Genomic DNA, 14,029 nt, shown 5'->3' on the forward strand with positions numbered 1-14,029 from the left:
CGATCTTGTGAGAAGCCATGCCACCGAGTTCGTTACGCCGGGCCGACCGGGTGTCGGCGATCCTGGAGCGGGTCGCCAGCCACGGTTCGGTGGATGCCGGTCACCTTGCCGACGAGTTCGCGGTCTCGCCCGCCACCATCCGGCGCGACCTGCAGACCCTGGAAGATCAACGGCTGCTCTCCCGTACCCACGGCGGTGCGGTCGCGGTCGACGTGGCCTACGAGCTGCCGGTGCGCTACCGGGTCGGCCAGCACCGCGAGCAGAAGGCGCTGGTCGCCCAGAAGGTCGCCGAGCTGCTGCCCAAGGGCCCGCTCACGCTCGGGCTCACCGGCGGCACCACCACGCACCTGCTGGCCCGGCTGCTGGCCGAGCGGGTCGACCTGACCGTGGTCACCAACGCCCTCAACATCGCCGCCGAACTGGCGCTCCGGCCGCGGCTGAAGCTGATCATGACCGGCGGCGTCTCCCGTACCCAGTCGTACGAGCTGGTCGGGCCGATCGCCGACCAGGCCCTGGCCGGGCTGAACATGGCGGTGGCGGTGGTCGGCGTGGACGGCATCAGCGCCCGCGGCGGCCTCACCACGCACGACGAGATCGAGGCGAACACGAACGCCACGATGATCCGCCGCGCCGACCGGGTGATCGTGGTGGCCGACGGCTCCAAGGTGGGCAAGGTCTGCCTGGCCGGGATCTGCCCGATCACCGACGTGGCCCTGCTGGTGACCGACACCAGCGCGGACGCGGCCGGGGTGGACGCGATCCGGCGGGCCGGCACCGAGGTCGTGGTCGCCGGCGGGTGAGCCGGGCGGTCGGTGGCCGCCCCGGGACTTGAGGTCCCGCCGCCGGTCGCGCAGCATTGCGGCATCGACCCGGTGCGGCGGTGGGACGCACCGGAGGTGTCTCGTCCGGCGAGGAGTCGCATGGCCCACGACCCCGGCCGCGTCCCGGAGGACCCGCGCCGCCGCAACCTGGGTGCGCTGCTGCGGCACGTGCACCTGGCCGGCCCGACGTCCCGCACCGCACTGGCCGACCGGATGGGCGTCAACCGCAGCACCGTGCTGGCGCTGATCGCGGACCTGCGCTCGGCCGGCCTGGTGCACGAGGACCCACCCGCCGGAACCCGCGGGGCCGGCCGGCCGTCGCTGGTGGTCCGCCCGGCGCGTGAGCGGATCTACGTGCTGGCGTTCGACGTCGCGGTGGACCGGCTGGTGGCCGCCCGGGTGGCCCTCGGCGGCGCGGTGCTGGACCGGCGCGAGGCGGTCCGCCCGCGCAGCGGGCCCGACCTGGACACGGTGGTCGCGGTGCTGGGCGACCTGGGCCGCGCGCTGCACCGCGCGGCCCCCGCCGACGCGCTGTGCGCCGGGCTCGGTGCGTCGTACTGCGGCCTGATCCGCCCGGCCGACGGCACCGTGCGGTACGGCCCCGACCTGGGCTGGGTCGACCAGTCGTTCGGTACGGCCCTGGGTCGCGAACTGGCGCTCGGCCTGCCGGTGCGGGTCGGCAACGAGGCACACCTGGGGGCGCTGGCCGAACACCTGCGCGGGGCCGGCAGCGGGGTCCGCGACCTGATCTACCTGCACGGCGACGTCGGCGTGGGCGGCGGCGTCATCGCCGGCGGCGAGCTGGTCCGGGGCGACGGCGGGTACGGCGCCGAGCTGGGCCACATGGTGGTCAACCCGTACGACGGGCGGCTGTGTCTGTGCGGGTCGCACGGCTGCCTGGAGGCCGAGGTGGGGGAGCGGGCCCTGCTGGACGCGGCCGGCCGTCCGCCGGAGCTGACCGGCCGGGAGGCGGTGCGGGCCGTGGTGGACGCCGCGGCGGCGGGCGAGCCGGCGGCGCGGCGGGCGGTGGAGCGGATCGGGGACTGGCTCGGCATCGGCGTGGCGAACCTGATCAACCTGTTCAACCCCGGCATGGTGGTCTTCGGCGGCATGCTCCGCGACGTCTACCGCGGGTCCGCCGAGCAGGTCGGCCGCCGGATCGCCACGAACGTGCTCCCGGTCTCCCGGGAGCGGGTGCGGCTGCGTACCGCCGGGCTGGGCGACGACAGCACGCTGGTGGGCGCCGCCGAGCTGGGATTCGCCGCGTTGCTCGAGACGCCGCTGGAAACCCGCGACGCCGCAGCCGCCGCCCGGCGTGTCGCGCTTGCCGGAAAATAGGGCTTCACCTGCGAAAATGCCGGTTCGGCGGGGCATCATCGGGGCCACCGGACAATCCGATTGAGTCTCGCTTTCCGCCGTATCGGGTTGGTAGCATGCCGCGATCATGGCTTGGTGGCCCGGCCGCTTACGGGTCTCGACGGAGGTCTCCCGTGACCGACAATCGGATGAAGGATCGCGTCAAAGTGATGTTTGCAGGGACCACCCCGGAAAGTGAGACGTCGGAGCACGCAATGGTCATGCCGAACGCCGGCGGTCTGCCGAACCAGGCCCTGCACGTCCTGACCCTGGCGCAGCGCACCGCCGAGGAGCACGTCGCCACCGCACACCAGCAGGCCGACAAGATCCGTACCGACGCCCTCGCGGCGGCCGAGCAGATCGCCCGGGACGCGCAGGTGCACGCGCACGACGTCCGCCGCGAGGCCGACAAGGTGCTGTTCGAGGCGCGGGCCGCGGCGGAGCAGGCCGCCCGGGAGGAACGCGCCCGGGCGGAGGACGCACGGCGCAACGCCGACAAGATCGTCGCCGACGCCCGCGCCCAGGCCGAGGCCATCGCGGCCGAGGCCCGGGCCAACGCGGAGCACCTGCGGCTGCAGGCCCAGCAGCGGTACGACGACGTGGTCGGCAGCCTCGGCACCAAGCGGGAGGGCCTGCAGCAGCAGATCGAGGCGCTCGAGCGGTTCGACCACGAGTACCGTGCCCGGCTCACCGCCTTCATGCAGGGCCAGATGCGTGCGCTGTGGGTGGACCAGCCCCAGGTGGCGGCGGACCTGCCCGGCCAGGAGGCGGACGAGGAGCCGGCCCCGCCGCGGGAACTGGTCGCCGCGCAGGGGCCGGTGCAGGGTCCGGAACCCGCTCAGGACGACGACGACGAGAACGCGGAGCGGCCCGCCGTCCCGGCGCAGCGGCAGGGCTCCGACACCGAGGCGGTACCGGTCGGAGCACACGCCGCCCGCGACGAGTAACCGGCTACCTGTCCACGCCCACCCACCCATCCGCGAGCGCCGGGTCGCCGAAGACGGTCACCCCGGCGATGCCGTCGTGGCGGACGTCGAGCACCGCGATGCCATACGGTTGCCCGTACAGATGGGCGGTGACCCCGGGCTGGCCGTTGACGATCACGCGGTCCATCCGCCAGTCGCCGGGGCGGCCGACCGCCATGGCGAATACCGGGGAACAATCAGCCACGCCGGCGAACCACTGCCGGTTCGGCAGCAGTTCCAGCGTGACATCCACCCGGACGACCGCCATCAGGGCTTCGACGTCCGCCGTCTCGAACGCGGTCACGTACGCGTCGAGCAGCCGCCGCGCCTGCGGGGAACGGGGCTCGACGACGTCGTCCGGACCCTGATCGACCTCGGCCAGCCGGGTCCGGGCGCGTTGCAGGCTGCTCTTCACGGCGCCGACCGACATGTCCATGATCTCGGCCACCTCGGCGGCGGGGAACGCCAGCACGTCGCGGAGCAGGAACACGGCCCGCTGGACGGGCGGCAGCGTCTGCATCGCGGCGACCAATGCCAGCCGCAGGTCGGCGCGGTCCCCGGGGAACGGCTCGATCCACGTCTGCGGCGGTAGCACGTCCGGTGGCCCGTCCCCGTCGCCGGTGGGCGCGCCGAGGCCCGACGGCAGGGCGCGCCGGCCCCGATCCCGGGCCACGTTGAGGCACACGTTGGTCGCGATGCGGTGCAGCCACGTCCGCACCGACGACCGCTGCTCGAAGGCGTCCCAGGCGCGCCAGCCGCGCAGGTAGGTCTCCTGGACCGCGTCCTCGGCCTCGTGCCAGGACCCGAGCATCCGGTAACTGTGCGCCAGCAACTCGCCGCGCAGATGGGCCGCCCCCCGCTCGAAATCGCTCACCGGACCAGTGTCGACCGCAGCCATGATCCCGCCTCCCGGACCGCCTCATCGGCCACGCTCGTGCGACCGGCCGCCATCTGGAAGGTGTGGACCTGGCCGGGGAACTCGTCGAGCCGGACCTCGACACCGGCGGCCCGCATCCGCCGAGCCAGCCGTCTGCTGTCGTCCAGCAGCGCCTCCTCCGCACCGACCTGAAGGTACGCCGGCGGCAACCCGCGCGGATCGGCGTGGATCGGCGCCGCCAGCGGGTCGTGCGGGTCCGCCCCGGCCAGGTAGTCGGCCGCCAGCCCACGGACCAGTTCCCGGGTGAAGAACGGATCGCTGCCCGTGTCGTACGAGGTGCCGTCGGCCTCGAGATCGGTCCATGCCGACAGCAGCAACAAGGACGCCGGCATCGGCAGATCCTCCGCCCTGAGGCGTACCGCGAGGCCGATCGCCAGCGTCGCACCACAGGAGTCGCCGGCCACGGCGATCGGACCGGCTCCGCGGCCGAGCAGCCACCGGTAGGCCGCCGTCACGGTGTCGAGCTGACCGGGGAACACGTGCTCCGGCACCAGGCCGTACTCGACGGCGAACGTCTCCACCCCGGCGGCCCGTGCCAGGTGACCGAACATCCGGCGATGAGTCGCCGCCGACCCGCTGACGAAACCGCCGCCGTGGATTGCCATGATCACCGGCCCGGCCGGGGCGTCCGGCGGACGCAGCCACAGTCCGGCCGGCGTCTCCACCCGCACCGTCGCTACGCCGTCCGGGTCGGTGGCCAGTGTCTCCCAGGCCGGGGTCTGCGGTTCGTCCCGGGCCAGCGCCGCCCACCGTGCGCGGTTCGGGTCGCTCGTCGTCGTGGTCATGATGGGTAGACCCCGGCCGGGCCGCAAAGGAATCGGTCCCGGCAGCACGGGCCGCCGTGCTCAGAATCGCCGGAAGACCGCCAGCGCGGGCAGCGCATACCCGCGGTAGTCGAACAGCGCCTGGTTCTCCCACCCGTCCCCGGACGCCGGGTCGGCCGGATCCCAACCGGCACCTGGCACCGCGGTCCAGGTCGGCTCCCAGTAGAAGACCCCCAGCGCCCCCGGCACCCCGGCCACCACGGTCAGGATGTCCCGCAGCGCGTCGGCCTGCCCGCGTGGTGTCGCCGGATGTCCGCCGGCCTCGGCCAGGCCGGCGTTGAAGATGTTCGCCTGGTGGTCGTTCTCGGCGGTGGTGAAGCCGTACGCGGTCTCGGCCACCAGCACCGGCCGGCCGTACCGGGTGGACAGGTCGATCAGGTTGGCCTGCAACGCGCCCAGCGACCCGTGCCAGTAGACGTAGTGCGAGACCGCGATGACGTCGAACGGCACGCCGCGGGTGGTGGCCTGGTCGAACCACCACCGGTGGCCCGCGTTGTCGCCGCCTTCGGCCAGGTGCAGGACCACCCGGGTACGGGGCGACGCCGCCTTGACCGCGGTGCTGCCGGCGGTCAGCAGGGCGGCCAGCCCGTCCCAGTTGTCCCAGCGTCCGTCCGGCCAGAGCAGGCCGCCGTTGATCTCGTTGCCGATCTGCGCCAGGTCCGCGGGCGTGCCCTGGCGGCGCAGCGCGTGCAGGGTGGCGTACGTGTGGTCGTACAGGGCCTGCCGTAGTCCGGCGAAGTCCAGCCCGGCCCAGGCGGCCGGCTTGTTCTGCTTGCCGGGGTCGGCCCAGGCGTCGGAGTAGTGGAAGTCGATCAGCAGTTCCTGCCCGGCGGCGTGGGCGCGGCGCGCCTTGGCCAGTACGTCGTCCAGGTCGGAGTAGCCGTCCGGCGGGTCGACCCACACCTTGAGCCGGATGTGGTCCACGTGGTTCGCGGCGAGCAGCCGGAACGGGTCGCGGCGGGCGCCGCCGGGGCCGCGGTACACCGCGCCGTAGGCCTCGTTCTTGCTGACGTGGGAGACGTCGGCTCCGGTGATCGCGAGCGGGGTGCCGGGTGCGCTCCCGGTCGCCGCGAGCCGCACGTCGTCGAAGTTGGTCCACTGGCCGGCCTCGGCGTCGGAGTGCAGCGTCACGGTGCACCGGCCGCCGGCGCCGACCCGGGCGGTGACCGCGAGCCGGACCCATTCCGCGCCGGTGCGGGGAACGGCCGCCCGCTGGTCGGCGCCGCCGCAGTCGCGCAGCCCGACGTACGCGTCCGGCTGGTTGCCCGCGGACCGGACCCGCACGCTGAGCGTGTGGTTGCCGCGGGCGAGGCCGGTCACGGTCTGGCTGGTGGTGATCCGGTACGCGGTGCCGGCGTAGTGGGTCAGGTGGGTCGTTCCGGTATGCCCGCCGGCCTCGGTGAACCCGGCCGTCCGGGCGCCGGTCTCGGTCCAGCCGGCGGGTTCCTGGTCGGCTCCGGACTCGAAACCCGGATTCGCCAGGGGTACGTCCAAAGCGGCGGCCGGCGCGGCTGCGGACAGGGCGACGGCGGCGGCGGTGAACAGGACGAGGACCGGTCGACGGTGCATGGTGGACTCCCTGATCCGTAGCGGGCGGTCACGACTCGTGCAGGACGCGCACCCCGCCGGCGGACACCCGGAACCCGCCCGCGACCGGTGCGCCGCTGATCAGTTCGACGCCGGAACCGGGGACCGTGGCGTCCGTGTCGCCGTGGTTGACCGCGATCAGGAACGTGCCGGCGTCCCCGCGGCGGCGCACCAGTTCCATGGTGTCCGGCAGGTCCACCGGCGCGGGCAACCCGGCCTCCCGTGCCGCCGTACCGGTCAGCGCGGCCAGGTCCGCACCGGTCAGGCGGGTGGATACGTAGTATGCCCGGCCCCGGCCGGAGGAGTGCCGGGTGATCGCCGGCTGTCCGGCCGCCGGGCCGTCGGCGTAGTCCGCCAGCGCCTGCGCCCCGCGGAGCACGAGGCGCTCGCTCCACACGTCCCCGGTGCGACCGTCGTCCAGCCGCACCCGGGCGCCGGCCGGCAGCGGCAGGAACTCGTCCACGGTGAGGCCCAGCAGGTCGCGCAGCGCGCCGGGATGCCCGCCGGGGTGCACCGCGTCGTGCTCGTCGACGATGCCGGAGAAGTACGACACCAGCAGCGTCCCGCCGCCGTCGACGTACCGGTGCAGGTGCTCCGCGGCCGTCGCGGTCAGCAGGTAGCTGGCCGGCGCCACGACCAGCGGGTACGACGCCAGCGGGGCCTCCGGGTGAACGAAGTCGACGGTGCGGTGGTCACGCCACAGTGCCTCGTAGAACGCCTCCTGCCGCTCCCGGAACGCCAGCTCCCGCGACGGCCGCCAGTCCAGTTCGAGGCCCCACCAGGACTCCCAGTCCCAGAGCAGGGCCACGTCCGCGGTGACCGTGGTGCCGCGCAGGACGCCCAGCCGGCCGAGTTCGGCGCCCAGCTCCACCACCTCGCGCCAGATCCGGGTCCCGGTGCCGCCGTGCGGCAGCATCGCGGAGTGGAACTTCTCCGCGCCGGACCGCGACGCCCGCCACTGGAAGAACATCACCCCGTCGGCGCCCCGGGCCAGGTGCGCGACGCTGTTGCGGCGTAGCTCGCCGGGTTCCTTGGCGACGTTGCGGGGCTGCCAGCTGACCGCGGACGTGGAGTGTTCCATCAGCAGCCAGGGCCGCCCGCCGGCCACCGATCGGGTGAGGTCGGCGCACAGGGCCAGCTCGATGTGGTTGTCGGCGCGCTCGGCCTGCAGGTAGTGGTCGTTGGCGACCAGGTCGACCTCGCCGGCCCAGCGCCAGTAGTCGATGTTCTTGCAGTTGGCCAGCATGAAGTTGGTGGTCACCGGCACGCCCGGGGCGAGCCGGTGCAGGAGGTCCCGCTCGCGGCGGAAGTTCGCCAGGTGCGCGTCCGAGGAGAAGCGGGCGTAGTCGAGCTGCTGGGCCGGGTTCACCGCGGTGGGCGCGAGGACCGGGGGCTGGATCTCGGCCCAGTCGCCGTACCGCTGGCTCCAGAACGCGGTGCCCCAGGCCGCGTTGAGCGCGTCCAGGTCGCGGTACCGCCCGCGCAGCCAGTCCCGGAACGCCGCCGCGGACACCGGGCACCAGCAGGTCGCGTTGGCCTGGCCGTACTCGTTGTGGGCGTGCCAGAGCACCACCGCGGGGTGGCCGGCGTAGCGGCGCGCGAGCTGTTCGGTGATCCCGGCCGCGGCCCGTGCGTACGCCGGGGAGCTGGGGCAGAAGCTCTGCCGGGCGGCGCCGCCCAGCCGGGTGCCGTCGTGGGTGACCGGGGCCGCGTCCGGGTGCCGGTGCAGGAACCACGGTGGTGGCGCGGCGGTCGGGGTGGCCAGGTCGACCGCGATGCCGGCCCGGTGCAGCAGGTCGAGGTTGCGGTCCAGCCAGCCGAAGTCGTACCGGCCGGGGGACGGCTCCAGCATCGACCAGGCGAACACGCCGACGCTGACCAGGTTGACCCCGGCCTCGCGCATCAGCTCGACGTCTTCTTTCCACACCTGCTCGGGCCACTGTTCGGGGTTGTAGTCGCCGCCGTAGGCGATCGCGTCAAGGCCGGGGATCAGCGCCATGTGGACTCCGAACTGTAAGCGCTCACAACGTCATCCATGGATGATTACACAGGACTGAGCTGCTGTGTTCGGCGAAAAACGCGGCCTTGACACGACCAAAGTGGACCACGAGGCTGGGAGCGCTCACAGTCGATACGGCAGAGGACTCCCCATGCAGCGTTCGAAACTCGGCGCCGGTCTCCTCGCGGCCCTGCTCGCCGCCGGACTCACCACCGCCTGCACCGGCGACTCCGGCGGCGGCGGCACCGCGGCCGATTCCACCGGCAAGGCCGAACTGTCGTTCTGGTCCTGGGCGCCGAACATCGAGAAGACGGTCGACGCCTGGAACGCCGCCAACCCGGACATCCACGTCACGCTGAGCAAGCAGGCCGGGGGCGGCGACATCGTCACCAAGCTGCTCACCGCGGCCCGGGCCGGCAACCCGCCCGACCTGGCCCAGGTCGAGTACCAGGCGCTGCCCACGCTGGTCAGCAACGACGTCCTGGCCGACATCGCGGAGCCGGCGCGCCCGGTGCGCGACAAGTTCGCCGACGGCGTCTGGCAGCAGGTCACGCTCGGCACCGACGCGGTGTACGCGATCCCCCAGGACTCCGGCCCGATGATGCTCTACTACCGCGCCGACCTGTTCAGCCGGTACGGCCTGACCGTGCCGCAGACCTGGGACGAGTTCGCGCAGACCGCCCGTACCCTCCGGCGGAAGGACCCGAAGAAGTTCCTGACCACGTTCTCGGCCAACGACCCGGGCTGGTTCGCCGGCCTGGCGCAGCAGGCCGGCGCGTCGTGGTGGGCGGTCGACGGCGAGTCCTGGAAGGTCACCGTCAACGACCCGGCCACCCGCAAGGTCGCCGACTACTGGCACGGCCTGGTACGCGACGGCGTCATCGACAACCGGCCGATGTACACCCCGGAGTGGAACAAGGCCCTCAACGACGGCACGCTGCTCGCCTGGCCCAGCGCGGTGTGGGCGCCCGGCGTCCTGACCCGGCCGCCACCGACCTGCTGATCGGTCAGAGCGGCATCTACCCGGCCGCCCGCGACGCCCAGTCCAGCAGGCTGCTGCAGCAGCCGCCGGCCTTCTTCGGTCAGCAGAAGGACTTCTACGCCACCGCCAAGGCCATCGCGGACACCGCCGGCGGCTTCACCTGGGGCCCGAACGTCAACGTCACCTACGACGTCTACAAGGACGCCTTCGGCAAGGCGATCACCGGGCGGACACCGTTCGCCGGGGCGCTCGACACCATGCAGACCGCCACCGTGGCCGACATGCGGAAGAACGGCTTCACGGTCACCAGCTGAGGAGAGAACCGATGACATCGGCCGTCCGCGGCCGGTCGCGCAGAGGTACGGCGTCCCGCGGGGTGCCGTACCTCTTCCTCGCACCGGCCGTGCTGCTCTTCACCCTGTTCCTGCTGCTGCCGATCGGATACGCGGTGTACCTGAGCCTCCGCCGGGTCAAGGTCAGCGGCCTCGGTCTGGGGCGCGGCTCCCGTACCGAGATCTTCGCCGGCCTGGCCAACTACCGCGCCGCACTGTCCGATCCGGAACTGTGGAGCAGCGCGGTCCGGGTGCTCGCCTACGGCGCGCTGCTACTGCCCACCATGCTCGGTCTCGCGCTGCTGTTCGCGCTGCTGCTGGACCGGCCCCGGGTCCGGCTGCGACGGTTCGCCCGGCTGGCCATCTTCCTGCCGTACGCGGTCCCGGGCGTCATCGCCAGCATGCTGTGGGGCTTCCTGTACCTGCCCGCGGTGAGCCCGTTCACCGACCTGGCCGGCCGGTTCGGGCTGCCCGCCGCCGACCCGCTGAGCGGCGACTCGGTGCTGTTCGCGATCGTCAACATCGGGGTCTGGGGCGGCGTCGGCTTCAACATGATCGTGCTCTACACCGCGCTGCGCGCCGTCCCGCCGGAGCTGTACGAGTCGGCCCGCCTGGACGGGTGCGGCGAATGGCAGCTGGCCTGGCGCATCAAGATTCCGCTGCTGGTGCCGGCGCTGATCATGACCACGGTGTTCTCGCTCATCGCCACGCTGCAGGTGTTCACCGAGCCGCTGACCGTGCGTTCGCTGACCAACTCGATCTCCTCCACCTGGACGCCGTTGATGAAGGTCTACCGGGACGCGTTCGCGCAGAACGACCTCTACTCCGCCGCCGCCAGTTCGGTGCTGATCGCGCTGGTCACCCTGGTCCTGTCGGTCGGCTTCCTGCGGCTGGCCGGGCGCCGCTCGTTCGGCGGTGAGCAGCAGTGAGGCGAGCCCGCACCGCCTGGCTGCCGACCGCGGTGCTGGTCCTGGGCGCGGTCTACTGCCTCTTACCGGTGCTCTGGGTGCTGGTCGCCGCCACCAAGAGCGGTTCGTCGCTGTTCACCACGTTCACCTTCGCCCCCGGCGGGGACCTGGTGGCCAACCTGACGGACCTGTCCGGGTACGGCGGCGGCCTGTACTGGCGCTGGCTGCTCAACACGGTGCTGTACGCGGGCGTCGGCGGCGCGCTGTCCGCGCTGGTCTCCGGGCTGTCCGGCTACACGCTGGCCAAGTTCCGCTTCGCCGGGCGCGACGCGCTGTTCACCATCCTGCTGGCCGGGGTGCTGGTGCCCGGGGTGACGCTGGCGATCCCGCAGTACCTGCTGCTCGCCGAGGCCGGCCTCACCGACACCTACTGGGCCGTGCTGCTGCCCAGCATCATCAGCCCGTACGGCATCTACCTGGCCCGGATCTACGCCGCCGCGGCGGTGCCGGACACGGTGGTCGAGGCGGCCCGCACCGACGGCGCCGGCGAGTGGGCCATCTTCCGCCGGGTGGCGCTGCCGATGATGGCGCCCGGCCTGGTCATCGTGTTCCTGTTCCAGTTCGTCGCGATCTGGAACAACTTCCTGCTGCCGTTCGTGATGCTCTCCTCGGACCGCAGGTTCCCGGTCACCGTGGGCCTGTTCACGCTGCTCAACCAGGGTCAGACCGTGCCGGCTTTGTACCGCGTGGTGATCACCGGTGTGCTGCTGTCCGTGCTGCCGCTGATCGCGCTGTTCCTCAGCCTGCAGCGGTTCTGGCGCGTCGACCTGATGTCCGGCGCGGTCAAGGGATGACGCCTCCCGGCTGCGCCGCCCGGCGGGCACCGGACAGAATGTGACCGTGACCGAGCCCCACCGCGCCCGCGGCAGCCGCATCTCACCCGCGCGGCCCACCATGGACGACGTCGCCGCGGTGGCCGGGGTGTCCCGGGGCACGGTCTCGCGCTTCCTCAACGGCGGGCACAACGTCAGCCGGTCCGCCCGGGAGGCGGTCGAGCGCGCCATCCGCAAGACCGGGTACGTGGTGAACCAGCACGCCCGCAGCCTGGTCACCCAGCGGGCCGGCTCGGTGGCGTTCATCCTCTCCGAGCCGCAGGACCGCCTCTTCGAGGACCCGAACTTCAACAACCTGCTGCGCGGCTGCACCCAGGTCCTCGCCGACCACGACATCACGCTGCTGCTCACGGTCGCGGCCACCGACGCCGACCGGGTCCGGATCGGCCGCTGGGTCACCGCCGGTCACGTCGACGGCGCACTGCTGATCTCCAACCACCTGGGCAGCCCGCTGCTCGGCGACCTGAAGGAACGCGGCCTGCCGGTGGTGGTCTGCGGTCGCCCGCTCGGCCACGAACGCGACGTCAGCTACGCGGCCGCGGACGACCGCGACGGCGCGCGGCAGATGGTCGAGTACCTGCGCTCCCGGGGCCACCGGCGGATCGGCATCGTCACCGGCCCGCTGGACACCTCCGGCGGCGTGGATCGTCTGGACGGCTACCGCGACGTGCTCGGGGCCGCCGATCCGGCGCTGGTGGTGTCCGGCGACTACACCCAGGCCTCCGGCGAGGCGGCGACCGCGAAGCTGCTGGACCAGGCGCCGGACCTGGACGCGATCTTCGTCTGCTCGGATCTGATGGCGGCCGGCGCGGTCGCCGCGCTGCACCGGGCCGGGCGGCGGGTGCCGCAGGACGTCGCGGTCGGCGGTTTCGACGACTCCAAGGTGGCCACCACCACGACGCCGTCGCTCACCACGATCCGGCAGCCGTGGATGCGGCTCAGCGCGGAGATGGTGCGGCTGCTCCTGGCCCGGGTGGACGGTGAGGACCCGGCCGCGGTCCTGCTCCCCACCGAACTGGTGGTCCGCGACTCCGCCTGACCGGCGCCGAAGACCGCACGATACGACGAGCATTGGAGCGCTCCCATCACTTAGCGTTGCCTGATGGAGTCTGTCCGTAACGCAGTGGTGCTCGGTGCCAGCCTGGCCGGGCTGGCCACCGCCAAGGTGCTCAGCGAGGTGTACGACACGGTCACGGTCGTCGATCGCGACCAGCTGCCGGAGCGGCCCGGCCCGCGCCGGGGCGTGCCGCAGTCCCGGCAGTTGCACGTCGTGCTGGCCCGCGGCCGTCAGGACCTGGACAGCCTGTTCGACGGGCTCAGCGACGAACTCGGTGCGCGCGGCGCGCCGCAGGTCGACATCAACCACCAGGTGCACTGGCTCAACGACGGCTACCGGATGCGCCGCGCGCACTCCGGCCTGATCGGGGTCGGGGTCAGCCGCCCGCTGCTGGAGCACGTGGTCCGGGAGCGTGTGCGGCGGCTGTCCAACGTGCGGTTCCGGTGCGGCGCCGCGGCGTCCGAGCTGTGCACCACCGACGACCGGACCCGGGTGGTCGGCGTCCAGGTCACCCCGCGCGACGGCGCGCCGTACCCGATCGACGCGGACCTGGTGGTGGACGCCTGCGGGCGGTCCTCGCGGACCCCGGCCTGGCTCACCGCGCTGGGGTACCCGGCGCCGCCGGAACGGCGCGTGAGGATCGACATCACCTACGCCACCCGCCTCTACCGGCGCGAGCCGCACCACCTCGGCGGGCGGCTGGGGGCGCTCACCAACGCGGTGCCGGAGCGGCCCCGGACCGGAGTGGTCGCCGCCCAGGAGGACGACACGTTCGCGGTCGCGCTGTGCGGCGTGCTCGGCGACGAACCACCCCTGGACCCCGACGGATACCTGCGGTTCGCCGAGTCGCTGGGGGTACCGGAGATCACCGAACTGGTCCACGACGCCACCCCGATCGGCCCGCCGGTGCGGATGCGGTTCCCGGCCAGCGTCCGCCGCCGGTACGAACGGCTGCGCCGCTTCCCGGCCGGCCACCTGGTCGTCGGCGACGCGCTGTGCAGCTTCAATCCGGTGTACGGCCAGGGCATCACGGTCGCCACCGCGGAAGCCGTGCTGCTCCGGGACCTGCTGCGCACCGGCCGGACCGACCTGTGGCGGCGGTTCTTCCGGGGCGCCGCCCGGATCATCGACGGGCCGTGGGACATCGCGGTCGGGACCGACCTGCGCTTCCCGGCGGTCCAGGGCCGGCGCACCCCGAAGATCAGGTTCATCAACGCGTACGTGCACCGGCTGCACGCCGCCGCCCGGCGCGACCCGGTGCTGGGCGCCGCGTTCCTGCGGGTCCTCAATCTGGTCGACCCGCCGGCCCGGCTGCTGCGCCCGGCGATCGCGATTCGGGTAGTGCGCGGCGGGTGGCGACCGGTCTAG

At 73.0% G+C, this 14,029-nt stretch carries 13 protein-coding genes; 9 read left to right on the forward strand and 4 right to left on the reverse strand.

Features of this window, described 5'->3' with window-relative positions; translation table 11 throughout:
• The first annotated feature begins 17 nt into the window (after positions 1-17).
• The 3 genes from LDL48_RS03265 (at position 18) to LDL48_RS03275 (ending at position 3,124) form a co-directional block, all read left to right on the forward strand.
• Complete coding sequence (locus LDL48_RS03265; RefSeq protein ID WP_225253459.1) at positions 18-800, forward strand: DeoR/GlpR family DNA-binding transcription regulator; 783 nt, start codon at positions 18-20, stop codon at positions 798-800.
• A gap of 120 nt (positions 801-920) precedes the next feature.
• A complete protein-coding gene (locus LDL48_RS03270; RefSeq protein ID WP_225253460.1) occupies positions 921-2,159 on the forward strand; it encodes an ROK family protein in 1,239 nt (412 codons plus the stop codon).
• Positions 2,160-2,392: 233 nt separating this feature from the next.
• The gene (locus LDL48_RS03275; RefSeq protein WP_225253461.1) at positions 2,393-3,124 is read left to right on the forward strand and encodes a hypothetical protein; all 732 of its coding nucleotides are present in this window, start codon (positions 2,393-2,395) and stop codon (positions 3,122-3,124) included.
• A 4-nt stretch (positions 3,125-3,128) separates the two neighbouring features.
• Here LDL48_RS03275 and LDL48_RS03280 read toward each other — a convergent pair whose 3' ends face one another.
• Genes LDL48_RS03280 through LDL48_RS03295 form a run of 4 tightly spaced genes read right to left on the reverse strand, consistent with a single transcriptional unit; the run spans position 3,129 to position 8,489 of the window.
• Complete coding sequence (locus LDL48_RS03280) at positions 3,129-4,016, reverse strand: RNA polymerase subunit sigma-70 (RefSeq protein WP_225253463.1); 888 nt, start codon at positions 4,014-4,016, stop codon at positions 3,129-3,131.
• Positions 4,013-4,864 (reverse strand): alpha/beta hydrolase, encoded by an 852-nt coding sequence (locus tag LDL48_RS03285; protein WP_225253465.1) that lies wholly within the window; start codon positions 4,862-4,864, stop codon positions 4,013-4,015. Before LDL48_RS03285 ends, LDL48_RS03280 begins: the two co-directional genes overlap by 4 nt.
• Before the next feature lie 60 nt (positions 4,865-4,924).
• A complete protein-coding gene (locus tag LDL48_RS03290) occupies positions 4,925-6,472 on the reverse strand; it encodes a glycoside hydrolase family 53 protein (protein ID WP_225253466.1) in 1,548 nt (515 codons plus the stop codon).
• Positions 6,473-6,500: 28 nt separating this feature from the next.
• The gene (locus LDL48_RS03295) at positions 6,501-8,489 is read right to left on the reverse strand and encodes a beta-galactosidase (protein WP_225253467.1); all 1,989 of its coding nucleotides are present in this window, start codon (positions 8,487-8,489) and stop codon (positions 6,501-6,503) included.
• Between the two features lie 151 nt (positions 8,490-8,640).
• Here LDL48_RS03295 and LDL48_RS03300 point away from each other — a divergent pair, with 151 nt between their 5' ends.
• The 6 genes from LDL48_RS03300 to LDL48_RS03325 all read left to right on the forward strand — a co-directional run bounded on the left by LDL48_RS03300 (position 8,641) and on the right by LDL48_RS03325 (position 14,029).
• Positions 8,641-9,492 (forward strand): ABC transporter substrate-binding protein, encoded by an 852-nt coding sequence (locus LDL48_RS03300; RefSeq protein ID WP_225253468.1) that lies wholly within the window; start codon positions 8,641-8,643, stop codon positions 9,490-9,492.
• A complete protein-coding gene (locus tag LDL48_RS03305; protein ID WP_225253469.1) occupies positions 9,450-9,785 on the forward strand; it encodes a hypothetical protein in 336 nt (111 codons plus the stop codon). The genes LDL48_RS03300 and LDL48_RS03305 overlap by 43 nt, the downstream gene beginning before the upstream one ends.
• Before the next feature lie 11 nt (positions 9,786-9,796).
• Entirely contained in the window at positions 9,797-10,732 is a 936-nt protein-coding gene (locus tag LDL48_RS03310; protein ID WP_225253470.1) for a carbohydrate ABC transporter permease, read from the forward strand.
• Entirely contained in the window at positions 10,729-11,565 is an 837-nt protein-coding gene (locus LDL48_RS03315) for a carbohydrate ABC transporter permease (RefSeq protein WP_225253471.1), read from the forward strand. The genes LDL48_RS03310 and LDL48_RS03315 overlap by 4 nt, the downstream gene beginning before the upstream one ends.
• Before the next feature lie 46 nt (positions 11,566-11,611).
• On the forward strand, positions 11,612-12,643 hold the full coding sequence (locus tag LDL48_RS03320; protein ID WP_225253472.1) for a LacI family DNA-binding transcriptional regulator: 1,032 nt from the start codon (positions 11,612-11,614) through the stop codon (positions 12,641-12,643).
• 63 nt (positions 12,644-12,706) lie between these two features.
• The gene (locus LDL48_RS03325) at positions 12,707-14,029 is read left to right on the forward strand and encodes an FAD-dependent oxidoreductase (RefSeq protein ID WP_225253473.1); all 1,323 of its coding nucleotides are present in this window, start codon (positions 12,707-12,709) and stop codon (positions 14,027-14,029) included.

This window comes from Jidongwangia harbinensis (assembly GCF_020216025.1).
GTDB lineage: Bacteria > Actinomycetota > Actinomycetes > Mycobacteriales > Micromonosporaceae > Actinoplanes > Actinoplanes harbinensis.

Bases quoted from the DNA above. Each gene is read 5' to 3' on its own strand.
- LDL48_RS03290 (WP_225253466.1), bottom strand. From the start codon at position 6,472: ATGCACCGTCGACCGGTCCTCGTCCTGTTCACCGCCGCCGCCGTCGCC.
- LDL48_RS03285 (WP_225253465.1), bottom strand. From the start codon at position 4,864: ATGACCACGACGACGAGCGACCCGAACCGCGCACGGTGGGCGGCGCTG.
- LDL48_RS03325 (WP_225253473.1), top strand. From the start codon at position 12,707: ATGGAGTCTGTCCGTAACGCAGTGGTGCTCGGTGCCAGCCTGGCCGGG.
- LDL48_RS03275 (WP_225253461.1), top strand. From the start codon at position 2,393: ATGGTCATGCCGAACGCCGGCGGTCTGCCGAACCAGGCCCTGCACGTC.
- LDL48_RS03300 (WP_225253468.1), top strand. From the start codon at position 8,641: ATGCAGCGTTCGAAACTCGGCGCCGGTCTCCTCGCGGCCCTGCTCGCC.
- LDL48_RS03295 (WP_225253467.1), bottom strand. From the start codon at position 8,489: ATGGCGCTGATCCCCGGCCTTGACGCGATCGCCTACGGCGGCGACTAC.
- LDL48_RS03270 (WP_225253460.1), top strand. From the start codon at position 921: ATGGCCCACGACCCCGGCCGCGTCCCGGAGGACCCGCGCCGCCGCAAC.
- LDL48_RS03265 (WP_225253459.1), top strand. From the start codon at position 18: ATGCCACCGAGTTCGTTACGCCGGGCCGACCGGGTGTCGGCGATCCTG.
- LDL48_RS03310 (WP_225253470.1), top strand. From the start codon at position 9,797: ATGACATCGGCCGTCCGCGGCCGGTCGCGCAGAGGTACGGCGTCCCGC.